This is a genomic window from Paraburkholderia sp. DHOC27 (assembly GCF_003429005.1).
Classification (GTDB): domain Bacteria; phylum Pseudomonadota; class Gammaproteobacteria; order Burkholderiales; family Burkholderiaceae; genus Paraburkholderia.
This window is the reverse complement of record NZ_QVQV01000007.1, coordinates 367751-383791: the sequence shown is the minus strand read 5'-3', so window position 1 is coordinate 383791 and position 16041 is coordinate 367751. Positions and strand designations below refer to the sequence as shown.

General features: G+C 63.7%; 14 protein-coding genes. 7 read left to right on the top strand and 7 right to left on the bottom strand.

Annotated elements, in window-relative coordinates:
- Positions 1–154: 154 nt before the first annotated feature.
- A complete protein-coding gene (locus D0B32_RS23270; RefSeq protein WP_117336640.1) occupies positions 155–562 on the top strand; it encodes a gamma-glutamylcyclotransferase in 408 nt (135 codons plus the stop codon).
- A 107-nt stretch (positions 563–669) separates the two neighbouring features.
- Here D0B32_RS23270 and aceB read toward each other — a convergent pair whose 3' ends face one another.
- Together aceB and D0B32_RS23260 are read right to left on the bottom strand one after the other, a co-directional pair.
- Entirely contained in the window at positions 670–2274 is a 1605-nt protein-coding gene (aceB, locus tag D0B32_RS23265; RefSeq protein ID WP_117336639.1) for a malate synthase A, read from the bottom strand.
- A 284-nt stretch (positions 2275–2558) separates the two neighbouring features.
- Positions 2559–3311: a (S)-2-haloacid dehalogenase gene (locus D0B32_RS23260; RefSeq protein ID WP_117336638.1), complete on the bottom strand. Its 753-nt coding sequence runs from the start codon at positions 3309–3311 to the stop codon at positions 2559–2561.
- A gap of 158 nt (positions 3312–3469) precedes the next feature.
- On the opposite strand from D0B32_RS23260, the gene D0B32_RS23255 reads away from it, so the two are divergent.
- Both D0B32_RS23255 and D0B32_RS23250 read left to right on the top strand, forming a co-directional pair.
- Entirely contained in the window at positions 3470–4372 is a 903-nt protein-coding gene (locus D0B32_RS23255) for a LysR family transcriptional regulator (protein ID WP_117336637.1), read from the top strand.
- A gap of 182 nt (positions 4373–4554) precedes the next feature.
- On the top strand, positions 4555–4989 hold the full coding sequence (locus D0B32_RS23250; protein ID WP_117336636.1) for a universal stress protein: 435 nt from the start codon (positions 4555–4557) through the stop codon (positions 4987–4989).
- Between the two features lie 371 nt (positions 4990–5360).
- Here the strand turns inward: D0B32_RS23250 and aceA are convergent, their stop codons facing one another.
- From aceA to D0B32_RS23235, 3 genes are all read right to left on the bottom strand, one after another.
- Positions 5361–6668 (bottom strand): isocitrate lyase, encoded by a 1308-nt coding sequence (aceA, locus tag D0B32_RS23245; RefSeq protein ID WP_117336635.1) that lies wholly within the window; start codon positions 6666–6668, stop codon positions 5361–5363.
- 763 nt (positions 6669–7431) lie between these two features.
- On the bottom strand, positions 7432–9063 hold the full coding sequence (locus D0B32_RS23240) for a DEAD/DEAH box helicase (protein WP_117336634.1): 1632 nt from the start codon (positions 9061–9063) through the stop codon (positions 7432–7434).
- Positions 9064–9713: 650 nt separating this feature from the next.
- Positions 9714–9983 (bottom strand): acyl-CoA-binding protein, encoded by a 270-nt coding sequence (locus D0B32_RS23235; RefSeq protein WP_117336633.1) that lies wholly within the window; start codon positions 9981–9983, stop codon positions 9714–9716.
- Positions 9984–10152: 169 nt separating this feature from the next.
- Here D0B32_RS23235 and tsaB point away from each other — a divergent pair, with 169 nt between their 5' ends.
- From tsaB to D0B32_RS23215, 4 genes are read left to right on the top strand one after another with little or no spacing between them, the layout of a single operon-like run.
- Entirely contained in the window at positions 10153–11055 is a 903-nt protein-coding gene (gene tsaB / locus D0B32_RS23230; RefSeq protein ID WP_117336632.1) for a tRNA (adenosine(37)-N6)-threonylcarbamoyltransferase complex dimerization subunit type 1 TsaB, read from the top strand.
- Positions 11052–11546, top strand: coding sequence for a ribosomal protein S18-alanine N-acetyltransferase (gene rimI, locus D0B32_RS23225; RefSeq protein WP_117336631.1), 495 nt, complete (start codon positions 11052–11054; stop codon positions 11544–11546). The genes tsaB and rimI overlap by 4 nt, the downstream gene beginning before the upstream one ends.
- The gene (locus D0B32_RS23220) at positions 11533–12555 is read left to right on the top strand and encodes a uracil-DNA glycosylase family protein (protein WP_117336630.1); all 1023 of its coding nucleotides are present in this window, start codon (positions 11533–11535) and stop codon (positions 12553–12555) included. Before rimI ends, D0B32_RS23220 begins: the two co-directional genes overlap by 14 nt.
- On the top strand, positions 12552–13541 hold the full coding sequence (locus D0B32_RS23215; protein ID WP_404935590.1) for a DUF1853 family protein: 990 nt from the start codon (positions 12552–12554) through the stop codon (positions 13539–13541). The genes D0B32_RS23220 and D0B32_RS23215 overlap by 4 nt, the downstream gene beginning before the upstream one ends.
- A 132-nt stretch (positions 13542–13673) precedes the next feature.
- Here the strand turns inward: D0B32_RS23215 and thiD are convergent, their stop codons facing one another.
- Both thiD and lplT read right to left on the bottom strand, forming a co-directional pair.
- Positions 13674–14480, bottom strand: a complete 807-nt coding sequence (gene thiD, locus D0B32_RS23210; RefSeq protein ID WP_117336808.1) for a bifunctional hydroxymethylpyrimidine kinase/phosphomethylpyrimidine kinase — start codon at positions 14478–14480, stop codon at positions 13674–13676.
- Between the two features lie 76 nt (positions 14481–14556).
- The gene (gene lplT / locus D0B32_RS23205; protein WP_117336629.1) at positions 14557–15864 is read right to left on the bottom strand and encodes a lysophospholipid transporter LplT; all 1308 of its coding nucleotides are present in this window, start codon (positions 15862–15864) and stop codon (positions 14557–14559) included.
- Between the last annotated feature and the right edge of the window lie 177 nt (positions 15865–16041).

The window sequence follows — 16041 nt, the reverse complement described above, 5'->3', positions numbered from 1 at the left end:
ATTGTAGGGCGAGACGCGCACCGCTCGCATTCTTCGAAGCGCGTGTGTCGATACCTGGGATAACGAAGGGTTTTTTCAGGCCAGCCATTTGCGTCATTCACGCCATCGTGGCCACAAGGGCATAATGTTCCCTTGAACAGGAGGAACCGCAACGATGCAGAAGGTATTTGTGTATGGCACTTTGCGCGCCGGAGAGATCAACGACATTGGCGAAGCCGCTGTGCGGCACGGCATAGGCGCGCCGACGCTACTCGGCCACACCACCGTGCGCGGGCATCTGTACGACTTTGGCCCGTATCCGGGCTTCGTGCGCGATGAGACGGGCGTGCCGGTGCATGGCGACGTGTATGCGATCGAAGCTGAACTGATCGCGGTGCTGGACGAAATCGAAGAGGTGTATCCGGGCGTAGAAGGCCTGTTCATTGCCGAGGACGTGAGCCTCGAAGTGGATGGTGTCGCAACGACCTGCCGCTTTTATCCAGTGTCGAAACAGGCGGTAAAGGGCTTGCCGGAGATTCGTTCGGGCGATTGGGTCGTGTATCGGCGCTCGCGCGAAAACTGAACGCTGCCAGCTCGCGCAGACAAAAAAACGGCCCAACAGGCAAGTGCCTGCCGGGCCGTCCGGTCGGTCAGTCGATGCGTCGGTCAGCTGCGTGACCGGCGTGATGTTCAGATTTCTTCGTAAAGCGGCAGCGTCAGGAAATCGGTGAACTGCTCGGAGGTCGACATCTCTTCGAAGATCTGCGCGGCGCGCTCGTAGGGCTTCGTGTCACCGCCCACGGCCTCCTTGACCTTGGCGAGTTCCTGCGCCGACAACTCGCGCACCAGTTGCGCGGTTACCTTGCGGCCGTCGTCGAGCGCACCCTTCGGCGAGCGGATCCACTGCCACACCTGCGAGCGCGAGATTTCCGCGGTGGCGGCGTCTTCCATCAGGTTGTGAATCGGCACGCAGCCATTGCCCGCGAGCCATGAACCCAGGTAGTGAATGCCGACGTTGATGTTGTTGCGCAGGCCCGCTTCCGTGATCGGCGCTTCGGGACGGAAGTCCATCAGATCGTGCGCGCTGACCTGCACGTCCGCGCGTTGCTTGCCAATCTGGTTCGGCTGATCGCCCAACACCTTGACGAACTCTTCCATCGCGATCGGCACCAGACCCGGATGCGCCACCCAGCCGCCGTCGTAGCCGTCGCCTGCATCACGCGCCTTGTCCGAGCGCACACCGCCCATCGCGCGGTCGTTGGCGGTCGGATCGTTCTTGATCGGAATCAGCGCGCTCATGCCGCCAATGGCCGGCGCATTGCGGCGATGGCAGGTCTTCAGCAACAGCAGCGCGTACGCGCGCATGAAGGGCGAGGTCATCGTGATCTGCGAACGGTCCGCGAGACAGAAATCCTTGTCGGTCTTGAACTTCTTGATAGCCGAGAAAATGTAGTCCCAGCGGCCCGCATTCAAACCTGAGCTGTGCTCGCGCAACTCGTACAGAATCTCGTCCATTTCGAACGCGGCGAGGATGGTTTCGATCAGCACCGTGGCGCGGATCGTGCCACGCGGCACGCCCACCGCTTCCTGCGCAGCAACGAAGATGTCGTTCCACAGACGCGCTTCGAGGTGGCTTTCCATCTTCGGCAGATAGAAGTAGGGGGCGGTGCCGCGCGCCACCTGTTCTTTGGCGTTATGGAACAGGAACAGCGCGAAATCGAAGATGCCGCCCGACACACGCTGGCCGTCCACCTTGACGTGTTTCTCGTCGAGGTGCCAGCCACGCGGACGCACGATCAGCGTCGCGATCTTCTCGTTCAACTGATACGACTTGCCGTTCTGTTCCAGCGAAATGGTACGGCGCACGGCGTCACGCAGATTGATATGCCCCGTGATCTGGTTGTCCCAGCTCGGCGCGTTCGAATCTTCGAAGTCGGTCATGTACGAATCCGCGCCCGAATTGAGCGCGTTGATGATCATCTTGCGCTCCACCGGCCCGGTGATTTCCACGCGGCGGCATTGCAGATCCTGCGGCAAGGGCGCGATCTTCCAGTCGCCTTCGCGGATGCTCTTCGTTTCCGCGAGGAAGTCAGGGCGCTCACCGGCATCCAGACGTTTGGTGCGTTCGACACGCGCCTTCAGCAATGCCTGACGACGCGGCTCGAAGGTGCGATGCAATGCGGCGACGAGTTCGAGCGCTTCGCGGGTGAGGATCGTTTCGTAGCCGGGCTGGATTTCAGCGGTGATTTCCATGCCTTGAGGTAGATACGGCAGGTTAGGCGAATGAGGCGCCATGTTTTCTCCTTGGTCGGTCAGATGGCAAAGATGCAAATGTTCGAATGCAGTGTGGTGACGCCGTGTTTTTGGGTGCGCCGGGATTTATTTCGTTGTGCTGCATAGTGCTACGTCGTACGGTTCCGGTACATGACGCGCGCCGGTCACTGCAGTTGCGCAGCGTTGCCGTGACACACCAGGGCTGTGGTATGCGACGTCGACACTTCGCAAAAGCTTCGCAAATGCTTCGCAAGCGCTTCATGCATGTCGGAAAACAGCTTCTACAAAGGGGCGGCTACATGCGGCTAAGGCGGGTTCTTCAGAAACTCGAGCAGATCGCTCATACGGCTGCCGGTGCCGCGCGGCGTCACGCCCAGCTCTTCGGCGGGCGCGCCTTGCCGGTTGAGCCAGAAGGTCGTGTAGCCGAACCACGTTGCGCCAGCCACATCCCAGCCGTTGGACGAGACGAACACGATCTCGCGCGGTTGCGCGGCGAATGCCGCGGTGCCAAGCGAATATGCGGCGCGGGCCGGCTTGTAGGCGCGCACGGTATCCACGGACAGCACGTGATCGAACAGGCCCGTCATGCCTGCGCTTTTCACGGCGACATCGAGCATCTGCGGATTGCCGTTGGAGAGGATGGCGAGCCCAGGCGTCGAACCTGACTGCGCAACGTCCTCGGCCTGCGCGCCCGGTTGATGCAGTTGGCGCAACTCACGCAGCGTCGGCACGGCATCGGGAAAGGCGGAGAGACACGCGTATTCGTCCATCAGACGTTTTTCCGCCGCCCGGTTGAGCGTGAGGCCGAGCTTGAGCGCGGCGAAACGCAGGGCATCGAGTGTGATGTTCCAGAACGGTTGATAGCGCGCGCCGGCCGGGTCGGCGAGCGTGCGCAGCTGCGAGTATTCGATCTGCTTCTGGCGCCACAGTTGCGACAGCGCGTCGCCGTGGCCGGGGAACATCTGCTCTGCCGCCGCGACGACCGAATGCACGTCGAAGAGCGTGCCGTAGGCGTCGAAAATCACTGCTTTGGGGAAGAGTGTCGTTGTGGCCGACATTGCCGTGCGCTCCAGTTCGAGGTCGGATTGATTGTATTGGTGATGCTATGCGTTAAAAAAGAGGCTAAACATCACTTGATCTTTTACTTTCATGCACCTAATCTGTCGCGCATTCCTACTTTTGCGCGCACTGACCGAGCGCGCCCGGTTCTCCCACTATGGACCGTTTCAAGCAGATCGAGACTTTCGTCACCGTGGCAGCCAAGGGCAGTCTGTCCGCGGCGGCGCAGGCCGAGGGCGTCGCGCCCGCCATCATCGGCAGGCGGATTGACGCCCTCGAAGAGCGCCTGGGCGTCAAGCTGCTGGTGCGCACCACCCGCAAGATCACGCTGACATTCGAAGGCTCGGCCTTTCTCGAAGACTGCCAGCGCGTGATTCACGACATGCAGAATGCCGAGGCCAGCGTTTCCGCCGGCGGTGTGAAGGCGAGCGGGCATCTGCGGCTCTCGGCGCCGGCGGGTTTCGGCCGGCGGCACGTCGCGCCGCTCGTGCCGGCTTTTACCGTCGCGCATCCCGATGTCTCCATCACGCTCGATCTGTCCGACCGGCTGGTCGATCTCGTCAACGAAGGCTTCGACTGCGCGGTGCGGCTCGGCGAACTGCCGGACTCGTCGCTGGTCTCGCTGCGGCTGGGGGAGAACCGGCGCGTGTGCGTCGCCTCGCCCACGTATCTGACGCGTCGCGGCGCGCCGCGCAGTCTCGCCGATCTGGCGCATCACAACTGTCTGGCGCTCGGTGCGAGCGCCAATCAGCAGCGCGGCTGGATGTTCCAGCAAGGCGACAAGGTGGTGTCCATCAAGGTCTCCGGCACGATGGAATGTTCGGACGGCGCGGTGCTGCACGAGTGGTGTCTGGAAGGCTACGGACTCGCGTGGCGCTCGTGGTGGGAGGTCGGCGCGGATATCGCCGCTGGCCGGCTCGTGAGCGTGCTCGACGAATTCGCGGCACCGCCCATCGGCATTCATGCGGTGTTTCCACAGCGGCGTCATTTGCCGTTGCGCGTGCGGCTGTTCCTCGATTTCCTCAAGCATACGTACGGGCATCCCGAGTACTGGGGTTAAGGACCGGGCCGCTTGCCGCATTCGCCTGCGCGGGTTTCCGATATGCGGACAGACCCGCAGCGCGCGGCAAGCCGGCTTCCTGCGCACTACAATCGTTGAAGGACCTGCTAAGCGTTCCTTGCCGCGCATGCGCCTTGCATGCCCACTGACGGGTCCTGCCGCAGTCGACGACGGAGGACAGCATGTTCAGGCACATTCTGGTTCCGACCGATGGTTCCGATCTCTCACGCAAAGCGATCGAAGGCGCAATTGATCTCGCTCAGGCGGTCGGCGCACGCGTCACCGCGTATGCGTGTCTGCCGCAATATCCTTACTCGCCGTTCTCCGAGGTCGTGATCGAGCCGCCGGTGGACTTCCTCGAACGCAGCGAACGCGAGGCGCGTGTGCATCTGCAAGAGGTGGAACGCGCCGCGCGCAACGTGGGCGTTGCCGTGACGAGCCGCACCAGTGTTCATCCTTCGCCGTATCTGGGCATCATCGAAGCGGCGGAAAAGGGCGGCTGCGATGTGATCTTCATGGCCTCGCATGGGCGTCGCGGGCTGGGGAGCCTGCTGATTGGCAGCGAGACGCAGCGGGTGCTCACGCATACGCGGATTCCGGTGATCGTTTATCGGTGAGGCGTGGTTTGCCGCTGGTTTGCCGCGATGACGCGATGCGTTGCGTTGCACTCTGCGTGCGAGTGGACGCGTCAGAAAACCAGGCACGCGCTAAAAAAGCGCGCCAGCGGATCCACCGGCGCGCCGTACTCAATGGGCACGTTGCCATGCCCTGCATGCTCTTCTGACTCTCTCAGATTCCAGTCGGCCTGGGCCTGTCTTCTGCGGTGCCTGTCTGCTGCTTGCACAGGACTGCTTGCTGGCCCTCGGCGCTGACTGTTTTCCTTCGTGAGCGCGGCCTTCTAGCGAGGCCGCTGTCGTCTTCCACCTCTGCTGCGATCTGTCTTTGTGTCGCCCTGCAGCAGCCTTTAAAACGGCTGCTGCATCATTGCTTAGGCGACCTTCTTGTCGAAGAACTGTTCGTCTTCGGTCGAACCGTGCAGCGCGGTCGTGGAGGCTTCGCGCTCCACCGTTTGCGTGACGGCGTCGAAGTAGCCGGTGCCCACTTCGCGCTGATGCTTGACGGCGGTGAAGCCACGCTCGGCCGCAGCGAATTCGGCCTGCTGCATTTCGACGAACGCGGTCATCTGGTTGCGGGCGTAGCCGTGCGCCAGGTTGAACATCGAGTAGTTCAGCGCATGGAAACCAGCCAGCGTGATGAACTGGAACTTGTAGCCCATTGCCCCGAGTTCGCGCTGGAACTTGGCGATGGTTGCGTCGTCCAGGTTCTTCTTCCAGTTGAAGGAAGGCGAGCAGTTGTACGACAGCAATTGATCCGGGTACTCCTTATGAATCGCGTCGGCAAACTTCTTGGCGAACTCGAGATCGGGCTTGCCGGTTTCGCACCAGATCATGTCGGCGTACGGCGCGTAAGCGAGACCACGCGAGATGGCCTGTTCCAGACCCGCCTTCGTGCGATAGAAACCTTCCACCGTGCGCTCGCCGGTCAGGAACGGCTTGTCGTTTTCGTCGATGTCGGAGGTCACCAGATCGGCCGCTTCCGCGTCGGTGCGGGCCAGCAGGACGGTCGGGGTGCCGCAGACGTCGGCGGCAAGGCGTGCGGCCGTCAGCTTGGCGATGTTCTCGCGGGTCGGCACGAGCACCTTGCCGCCCATGTGGCCGCACTTCTTCACCGAAGCAAGCTGGTCTTCGAAGTGCACGCCCGCAGCGCCGGCTTCGATCATGGCCTTCATCAGTTCGAATGCGTTCAGCACGCCGCCGAAACCGGCTTCCGCGTCGGCAACGATCGGCGCGAAGTAGTCGATGTAGCCTTCGTCACCCGGGTTTTTGCCCTCGGACCATTGGATCTGGTCGGCGCGAGTCAGCGTGTTGTTGATGCGCTTCACGACGAGCGGCACGGAGTTCGCCGGATACAGCGACTGGTCCGGGTACATTTCACCGGCGACGTTGGCGTCGCCCGCCACCTGCCAGCCCGACAGATAGATCGCCTTCAGACCCGCCTTCACCTGCTGCATGGCCTGGTTGCCGGTGAGCGCGCCGAGGGAGTTGACGAACGGCTCGTTGTTCACGCTTTCCCACAGCTTTTCCGCGCCGCGCTTGGCGAGCGTGTGCTCGACCTGCAGGGAGCCACGCAGGCGCACCACGTCCTCGGCGCTATAGGTGCGCTTGATGCCTTTCCAGCGCGGATCGGTGTCCCATTGCTGCTGGAGTTGCTGCGCTTGTTGTTGGCGTGTCGTCATGGTGTTCTCCTTGTTTGCCTGGTAAATGGGATCAATCGGGGTTAGTGATCTCTGTCTTCTCGAAGCAAGGTGTCTCGTTGGCGCTTCGTTTCGTGAAGTCTTGTATAAGAGTCTAGGCGCAAGGGCTGATGCGAAATAGCCGCGTGAGGCGCTTTGTTGGAGATTTTTTATTGTTATTAATCAATTGTTTATGGTGCGTGTTCCACATTGAGAAATGACGTTTTCCCTGTCGCAATGAGGCGTCTTGTGCCACGCAGCACGATTTTTTACGACGCAAAAAAATTTTTCACATGGTGAAAATTTTTTGAACGATGAGATTGGGGCGGAAGCGGAGGCGCGGAAGCGGCTGGAAAGCGAAGCAGAGGGGAGAGGAACGGAGGTGGCGCGGGGTAGAGAAGGGGGAGTCTGGATGCTGGGAAGGCGCGGAGAATGGTGGTGAGGGACGCGCGGAGGGTGTTGGGAGACTTCTCAGAGGGAACGTGGGAGGAGGGTTGGAAAGAGAACGCGCAGATTGTGCTGCGAGACTCTAAACGGGAAGGTGAGAAGAGGTGTCGAAGACAGCTCGCGCAGTGGGAGCCGGGAAGAGGGCTCCGAGAGAACGCGGAAAGAGATGTTGGAGAGATGCCGAGAGAGAACACGCGGAGAGCGATCGCGGAAATCGCGCGCACAGCGGCCGCACAAAATGCGCAGGCGAAAAAAAACCGGTGCATGAGCACCGGTTTTCCTGTGAATCTCGCAGTGGCCTCAGGCCACTTGCAGCGTCTTAGCTGCCACGACGCGCCGTACGCGGACCATCGCTGCGGCGTGCGCCGTAGCCACCGTCACGCGAACCGCCGAAGCCTTCACGCGAACCGCCGCCCGACGACTTGCCGGCCCAGCCGCCGCCATTGCCGCTACCGCTGCGTGCGCCGCCACCATTGCCGCCGCCGTTGCCGGCATAGCCACCCGGCTTGCCGCTGCCGCTACCGAAGCGACGGCCACCTCCGTTGCCGCCGCCAGGACGGCCACGGCCGCCAAAGCCAGGACGGCCATTACCCGACGGTGCCGACTTGCGCGGCTCGAAGCCTTCCACGACGTTGACCGGCAGCGGAGTGCGCACGAAACGCTCGATGCGCTTCAACGCGCCTTGTTCGGCGTGATGCACGAGGCTCACGGCGATACCCGAGCGGCCAGCACGGCCGGTACGGCCGATACGGTGCACGTAGTCTTCTGCGAACTTCGGCAGATCGTAGTTGAACACGTGCGTGATGCCGGGGATGTCGATACCGCGAGCGGCGACGTCCGTGGCCACCAGCACGCGCACACGGCGCTCGCGCAGTGCGCGGATGGTGCGGTTACGCGCGCCCTGCGGCAGATCGCCGTGCAGTGCTGCGGATTCGAAACCGGCGTCGGCCAGACGACCAGCCAGCTGGTCGGCGTCCATCTTGGTTGCCGTGAAGACGATAGCCTGGTCAAGGCCTTCGTCGCGCAGCAGATGGTCGAGCAGACGATCCTTGTGATCGCGGTCGTCGACGTAATGAACGGTTTGCGCGATGTTCGTGCGTTGTTCGAGGCGTTGCACGATCTCGATACGCTCCGGATCCTTCAGCAGACGGCCGGTCAGCGAACCGATCTTGCCGTCGAGCGTCGCCGAGAACAGCATGGTCTGACGCGTAGCCGGCGTAGCAGCAACGATGGTCTCGATGTCTTCGATGAAGCCCATGTCGAGCATGCGGTCGGCTTCGTCGAGCACGAGGATCTGCAGTTGCGACAGGTCGATACGGCCGCGCTCCAGGTGGTCGATCAGACGGCCCGGCGTGGCGACCAGGATTTCGGGGTTCTTCGCCAGCAGCATGAGCTGTTGGCCGTAAGCGACGCCGCCCAGAATGCTGACGGTGCGCAGACGCTTGAGGTGCTTGCCGTACGTGGCAGCGGCCGTGGTGACCTGCATCGCGAGTTCGCGGGTCGGCGTCAGCACCAGCATGGTGGGACGGGCGACGGGTTGCGGGCGACGGCCACGGGCGCCGTCAGCCGGACGCGGTTCACGCGGCTGGCTGGCTTGCGCCTTTTGCAGTTGCGAGAAACGCTCGATGGCGGGCAGCATGAACGCAGCGGTCTTGCCCGAACCGGTCGGGCTGGAGACCAGCAGGTCGCGGCCGGCGATGCCGGCGGGGATGGCGCGTTGCTGCACCGGGGTCGGCGTTTGATAGCCGGTTGCCGTCAGCGCGGAGACGACATCCGGTGACAGGCCAAGCGACGCGAACGACGGGCCGGCCGGAGCAGCGGTTTCAGCAGCGACGGCTTGCGGAGCGGCAGCGGCTGCTGCGGCTTGTGCGGGTGCGGCGTCACTGTCAACGAAACCGAGTGCCTGGTCGGCGATGGCGTTCAGCGGGCTTTGGGTATTGCTCGAAGTCATGAGAATCCTTGAAACGATCCTGGGAAATGCACGGAATTAATACGTCGGCGCCAATCGGCATACCCAAGTCGTCGGATTCAGCGAGCAAAGAAGCAGCGAGCAAATCGAAAAACGGGGGCAGCTCGCGACAATCAAGGCGAGCTTTTCGTTAGAAGCTGTATCGGTTGCGACATGCCAACACGGCGTGTCGCCAGCCTGGTACATGATCGCCCGTAGGGGGCTAGGCAGGAGGGGACAGGTTCTAAACTGGATTGGAGCAAAACGCTACGAGGCGCTGCGCCGCAGAGGCCGCTGGAGAAAGCCGGGCAAAAGCAGTGAAGCGCAGGCAACATTGTATAGGGTTTTGCTGCACCGCGCCACATTTAAGACGTTTCCGCAGCCGAAAAGCGTCGTTGATGGCTTGAATTTTGCCGGGCGGTATCCGCGGCGGCTGTGGCTGGCGGTGCGCGGGGGACGACGAAACCGGAGCGGGGTCGAGGCGGGCCCTGACCAACGTATGTGACCAAATCGGCACCCGCCCGCCGGGCCGTAGGTCAAAGCCACGCGCTGCGTTCCGGCCCGGATATTAACAATCAGGCCGAAGCATCAGGCCGAAGCATCAGGCCGAAGCATCAGGCCGAAGCATCAGGCCGAAGCATCAGGCCGAAGCATCAGGCCGAAGCCCCGCTTTTCAGCGATTCGACCAGTTCGACGTACTGCTGCTTCGCCGTGTCCTGCGGCGTGCCTTTCAGCGCCGACCAGGCGTCGTACTTGTATTTGCCGACGATATCCGTGAAACCCGGCTTGTCGCCCTGCACGTCACCCTTGGTGGCCTGCTTGTAGAGCGCATAGAGGCGCAACAGCGTGAGGTTGCCCGGGCGCTCCGGCAGTTGTTGCACCTCTTCGTGGGCTTTGGCAAATTGCGCGTCGACGTCGCTCATGTGTTTCTCCGTGGCAAATTCAGGATGGGCCGTCGATCATATCAAGCGCAGCCTCTGCCTGCGCCGGATCGCACCAAATCAGGCTGGAACGACTACTCCAAACGCAGCCGGCCCGACCGGCGCACGCTGCGTGCCCGGCGAGGCGGGGCGTCGCATTACAATAGCGGACATGAACCGAACTGTGCTGCTTGCCCTCGATACCTCGACCGAGTTCTGCTCGGTCGCGTTGCTTTCCGCCGTCCATCCTGAGGCGGGTGCCTCTGCTCCCGAACCGCGCGCCTGGGTGCGCCACGAAGCCACCGGCGCTGTCTCCAGCACGCGTTTGCTGCCTGCCATCCGTGAGTTGTTCGATGAAGCGGGTCTCGTGCTGGCCGATTGCGCGGCGATCGCGTTTGGCGCGGGCCCCGGCTCGTTCACCGGCTTGCGCACGGCAACCGGCGTGGCGCAGGGGCTCGCCTTCGGGCTGAACCGGCCCGTGGTGCCGATCGGCACGCTGCTCGCCTGCGCGGAAAGTGCCCGGCTGCGCAATCCGGCGGCCACGCGCGTGCTGGCCGCGCTCGACGCGCGCATGGACGAAGTCTACTGGGCGGATTTTGCGTGGGATGACGCCGAAGGCGAGTGGCGCACGGTGCAGCCTGCGTCGCTGGACGCACCGGACAAGCTGGTGCTGCCTGAAGTGCCGTTCACGCTGGCGGGCAATGCCGCCGCGGCCTTCGGCGCGCGGCTGACGGCGACGGCGGTGGCGCAGGCCATCGACGCCGAAGCGCTGCCCCACGCCTTGCCGCTCGCGCACGCGGCGCTACGCGCGCTGCGCGCCGGGCGCACGGTGCCGGCCGAGCTGGCGGCGCCCGAATATGTGCGCGACAAGGTTGCGCAGACCACAGCAGAGCGCATGGCCGACAAGGCAGCCAAGGCGGCCAAAGCATCGGAGAGTGCCGAGGCCGTGGATGCCGCGCGTGGTGCCGGGTCCGCACCGTCTGTCGCAGCCGCCGCCGCCGTCACCTCGGCTAAACCGGCCCCAGCGTCGCAACTCACAGCCAACCCCGATACGCCGGGCGAGGGCGGACGATGAGCGGGGTATTGCTCGCCGACCGCTATATGTCGCCAATGACCGAAGGCGATCTCGACGAGGTCGCGCTGATCGAAAAGGCCGCGTACGAGTTTCCGTGGAGCCGGGGCAATTTCGAGGATTCGCTGCGCAATGGCTATTTCGGTGTGTGCCTGCGGCATGTCACCGGCACCTTGATTGGCTATTGCGTGTTGATGCCGGTGGTCGACGAAATGCACCTGCTCAATCTGTGCGTCGCGCCTGCCGCGCAGGGCGTGGGCGCGGGACTCTCGTTGCTGCGTGAGGCGGTGCGCATCACCCGTCATGAGAAACTCGAGGGTCTGCTGCTGGAAGTGCGGCCGTCGAACCATCGGGCCATTCGCCTTTATGAACGCTTCGGCTTCGCTTCGATTGGCCGTCGCAAGAACTACTATCCGGCGCGTCATCGCAGCCGGGAGGACGCCATCGTGATGCGTTTTTCGTTTGCCAGGGAGGGCGCAGATGGCGCTGCATGAATCCGCGTTGGAAGAGTTTGGACTCGCGCCGTTGTGGGTACGGCGGGGTATGGGGCAGCCGCCGGCGGTCGAGAACGCGGCGCTTGCGGGGGCTGAAAGCTCGGGCGTTCCAGAGGTCAATTTGCGTGCCGGCGAAATGGCCGCGCGTGATGGCGTAACGGGGCAGGGCGCTGCACAAGCGCGCAGCGAAAACCGCACGGCACAAGGCGCGACCCTGGCACGTGCAGAGGACGACGCGAAGCACCCCACTCCGCAACGGGCCCAGTCAGCAAACCCACCTGGCAGCCAGGCCATTCCGCCTGCACGCGTCAACGCGTCATCCCCGCCCGCGCCCGCGGCCGACGACGACTTCGCCTGGTTCGACGACCTCCCCGCCGGACCCGCCGCCGACTCCGCTAACACGCCGGAGCCGCAGCCGGCCCGCCCGTCCGTGCAGACGCTCGACTGGGACGCGCTGAGCGAACGCGTCGCCGCATGCGAAAGCTGCCGCCTGTGCGAGAAGCGCACCAACACGGTGTTCGGCGTCGGCGACCGTAACGCGGACTGGATGTTGATCGGCGAAGCCCCCGGCGAGAACGAGGACCGTCAGGGCGAACCGTTCGTCGGCCAGGCCGGCAAGCTGCTCGACAACATGCTGCGTTCGCTCACACTCGCACGCGACACCAACGTCTACATCGCCAACGTCATCAAGTGCCGCCCGCCGGGCAACCGCAATCCCGAGCCGGATGAGGTCGCCCGCTGCGAGCCGTATCTGCAACGGCAGGTGGCGCTCGTCAAACCCAGGCTGATCGTCGCGCTGGGCCGTTTCGCCGCGCAGAGTCTGCTAAAAACCGATGCCAGCATTTCGTCGCTGCGTGGACGCGTGCATGAGTACGAAGGCGTGCCGGTGATCGTTACGTACCACCCAGCGTATCTGCTGCGCAGCCTGCCCGACAAGGCGAAAGCGTGGACCGACCTGTGCCTCGCGCGCGACGTGTGGCAGAAAGCGGCCGGCGCGCCGGCGCGCTGATGGCGTCGACCGGGCCCGCTTCGTTTGTCACGGCGGCCACGGCGAGCGCGCTCGCGCAGGGCGACGCGTTGCACACCCCAGTTGTGCGGGATCTGGCGTGGCTGCTGTTCAGCCCGGACCTGTTGCGCGCGCAACCACCCGTCGGTGTGCTCGCGCACGCGTTCGAGACGGTCGCCGAAGAGGCGGCCGCGCTCGACTGGCTGCGCGCGCTGGACGCCGATCCCGGTGACCTGCTTGCACACATCGGAGCGTCCCGCATCACGCGGCTTGGCCGTTACGCCGAGTACCTGCTCGGCTGGTTCCTGCAGCATGGGCCCGCTGCTCGGCTGATTGCCGCAAACGTGCCGTTGCGGCGCGGCGGCGTCACGCTCGGCGAATGCGATTTTCTGGTGGAAAGCCGAGCAGGGCAGCGTCTGCATTGGGAACTGGCGGTGAAGTGCTATCTGCACGCGGGAGCGGGGCGCGGACTGCTGGCGGACTACGTCGGCCCCAACCTGCAGGACCGTTTCGATCTCAAGCTCGCCCACTTGCTCGATCATCAGTTGCCGCTGAGCGCCCGCGAGGAATTCGCCACGCTCGGACACATCGGTCCGTGGCAGCCGCAGATGTTCATCAAGGGCTGGCTGTTCTACCGGCGCGGTGAACCAAGCCAGGATCCCGAACAGCTCGATCCCGCCCACGGGCGCGGCTGGTGGGCGACGCGTTCGGAATGGCCGGCGTTCGCCGCGGCGCACGCGGGCTCGTGGCGACTGCTGCCGCGGCTCGAATGGCTCGCGCCACGGCGGCATGAGCAATCCGCCGCCGCGGAACAGGGCATCGAATTTCTCGACGCAAACGCGTTGCTGGCGCGGATTGCGCAGCAAAACAGCCCGACGATGGTGGCGGCCTTTGCGACAGACGACGCCGGTCGCTGGATCGAACGATCAAGAGGTTTTATCGTGCCGGACGACTGGCCGGACAAGGCATACGCGTTCGCGCGTGAATGAGGGGTTGGCAGCTTCGCCGCTGGTGTTCGTGGAAGGCGTGCGGAGTGTGCGTGAGCGTTCTGGAACAGTGGTACTCACGCGTCCGGCAGCGCCCGCTGAATCCCGAGCGCCCCATCTGCGTTCACTCCGCGCTCACCACCAGCGATAAAAATGATGCACTGGCCCGACACCCGTACCCACCTCGAGCCGATCACTCGCTTCCAATGCACCCGTCAGATACGTCTTCGCATCCGCAACAGCACTCGCGAGATCTGCGCGCTGCGGAATCAGCGCGGCAATCGCCGACGACAACGTGCAGCCCGTGCCATGCGTGTTTCTCACCGGCACGCGCGGCGCGGCGAGACGCAGCGAGCCGCTGTCCTGCAGCAGCCAGTCGGGACTGTCGGCGGCACTCAGGTGACCGCCTTTCATCAGCACCGCGCGCGCCCCGAGTGCCCGCAACGCTTCGCCTTGCGTGACCATGCCGGCTTCGTCGGTGGCTGCATCGACTCCTAGCAACGCCGCCGCTTCCGGCAGATTCGGCGTCAGCAGATCGGCGAGCGGCAGCAGTTCGTCGCGCACCACGGCCACCGCGTCGGGCGCGAGCAGCGCGTGATTGCTCTTCGAAATCATCACGGTATCCAGCACCACATGCCGCGGACGATGACGCCGCAGCGCGTCAGCCACCGCGCGCGCGACCCGCGCGTTCGCGAGCATGCCGATCTTCACCGCGTCGATACGGATATCGTCGAACACCGCATCGAGTTGCGCGGCGATGAACTCGGGCTCGGGGGTATGAATGGCCGTGACGCCGCGCGTATTCTGCGCGGTGAGCGCCGTGATGACGCTTGCGCCATACGCGCCGAGCGCCGAGAAAGCCTTGAGGTCGGCCTGGATGCCGGCGCCGCCGCCGGAATCGGAACCGGCGATCGTCAGGACGTTGGGAATCGGTTGAGTCATGGCAAGGCTGAAAAGAAGGGAGGCGCGGACCACGCGGATGCCGCGCAGCGGCCCCACGCAGCGCGCGGCAGCACGCTCAGTGCTTCACTTCGCCGATCAGCGCGACGGAATCGAAAGCGCGCTGGTTGGCCTGGTGGCGCCGCATCACGAGCCACATCATCACGCACACGAAGGTGCCGAACAGCACGATGACCGCGGACACCGGCACGTCGAGCCAGACCAGTACCGCGTACAGGCACAGCATCACGAGCACGGACAGGTTTTCGTTGAAATTCTGCACGGCGATCGAATGACCCGCCGAGAGCAACACGTGGCCGCGATGCTGCAGCAGCGCATTCATTGGCACCACGAAGAATCCCGACAGCCCACCCACGATCATCAGGAACAGATAAGCCAGGATCAGATAACCCGACACATGCATATGGCCCACGTAGAAGCCCCAATGCATGGGAAACAGGCTGCGCGTGTAGAAGGCCATCAGCATGACAGCGAGGCCCATCATGATGCCGACCGGCAGCACGGACAATGACTTCTTCAACGGCACGCGAGAGGCGGCGATGATGGCGCCCGCGGCCACGCCCACGGCGACGACCGCCTGCAGGATCGCGCCTTCTGACAAGGACATGCCCAGCGACACTTCGGCCCACTTCAGCACGATGAACTGCAGCGTGGCGCCCGCGCCCCAGAACAGCGTGGTCACGGCGAGCGAAATCTGCCCGAGTTTGTCGCGCCAGAGCACGAGAAAGCAGTCGGCGAAATCGGTGATGAGCTTGATGGGCCCGCGTTCCTGTTTCGGATAGCGTGCGCCCGTGTCTGGAATGCGTAGATTGAACAATGCGGCGATGACGTAGATCGCCATGATGACGAGCATCGCGGCTTCGGCGGGCGTGTCGACGGTGGGGATATGGTGCTTCAGGATATGCGAAGCAACGTGCGGGCTGATCAGCGCGCCGCCGAGCACCGTACCGAGAATGATGGAGCCCACCGTGGTGCCTTCGATCCAGCCGTTCGCGGCGACCAGCCGGTCAGGTGGCAGCAGTTCGGTGAGGATGCCGTACTTGGCGGGCGAATACGCCGCCGCACCGAACCCGACAATGCCATAGGCAATCAACGGATGCGCGCCCACCAGCATCGTGATGCAGCCGAGCACCTTGATCGTGTTGGTGACGAACATGACGCGTCCTTTCGGACGGGAGTCGGCGAAGGCGCCAACGAATGCAGCAAGAACCACGTAGGACAGCACGAAGAACAGCTTGAGCAGCGGCGTCATCCAGTTCGGGGCATGGAGGTCTTTCAGCAGTGCAATAGCAGCAATCAGAAGCGCATTGTCGGCCAGCGACGAAAAAAACTGCGCGGCCATGATGGTGTAAAAACCTTTTTTCATCTGATGCGATGCTGTCCTCGCTGCGGTCCGTCCGCCCCGGCCGTGTGCAATGCGTCCGGGCTTATTCCGTTCGAAATGGGTTGTGCGCACGGCTTTATATCACGAAAATAGCTGGATTCGGACTAGCAGAATCCTTGATCGCGCCGCCCAGCGGGCTCCTGAGCGCTGAAAACGCAC

Coding starts and splice junctions, on each gene's coding strand:
- D0B32_RS23270 (WP_117336640.1), top strand. CDS start 155: ATGCAGAAGGTATTTGTGTATGGCACTTTGCGCGCCGGAGAGATCAAC.
- D0B32_RS23220 (WP_117336630.1), top strand. CDS start 11,533: ATGGCGCTGCATGAATCCGCGTTGGAAGAGTTTGGACTCGCGCCGTTG.
- aceA (WP_117336635.1), bottom strand. CDS start 6,668: ATGACGACACGCCAACAACAAGCGCAGCAACTCCAGCAGCAATGGGAC.
- thiD (WP_117336808.1), bottom strand. CDS start 14,480: ATGACTCAACCGATTCCCAACGTCCTGACGATCGCCGGTTCCGATTCC.
- D0B32_RS23235 (WP_117336633.1), bottom strand. CDS start 9,983: ATGAGCGACGTCGACGCGCAATTTGCCAAAGCCCACGAAGAGGTGCAA.
- D0B32_RS23240 (WP_117336634.1), bottom strand. CDS start 9,063: ATGACTTCGAGCAATACCCAAAGCCCGCTGAACGCCATCGCCGACCAG.
- D0B32_RS23260 (WP_117336638.1), bottom strand. CDS start 3,311: ATGTCGGCCACAACGACACTCTTCCCCAAAGCAGTGATTTTCGACGCC.
- rimI (WP_117336631.1), top strand. CDS start 11,052: ATGAGCGGGGTATTGCTCGCCGACCGCTATATGTCGCCAATGACCGAA.
- D0B32_RS23250 (WP_117336636.1), top strand. CDS start 4,555: ATGTTCAGGCACATTCTGGTTCCGACCGATGGTTCCGATCTCTCACGC.
- tsaB (WP_117336632.1), top strand. CDS start 10,153: ATGAACCGAACTGTGCTGCTTGCCCTCGATACCTCGACCGAGTTCTGC.
- D0B32_RS23255 (WP_117336637.1), top strand. CDS start 3,470: ATGGACCGTTTCAAGCAGATCGAGACTTTCGTCACCGTGGCAGCCAAG.
- lplT (WP_117336629.1), bottom strand. CDS start 15,864: ATGAAAAAAGGTTTTTACACCATCATGGCCGCGCAGTTTTTTTCGTCG.
- aceB (WP_117336639.1), bottom strand. CDS start 2,274: ATGGCGCCTCATTCGCCTAACCTGCCGTATCTACCTCAAGGCATGGAA.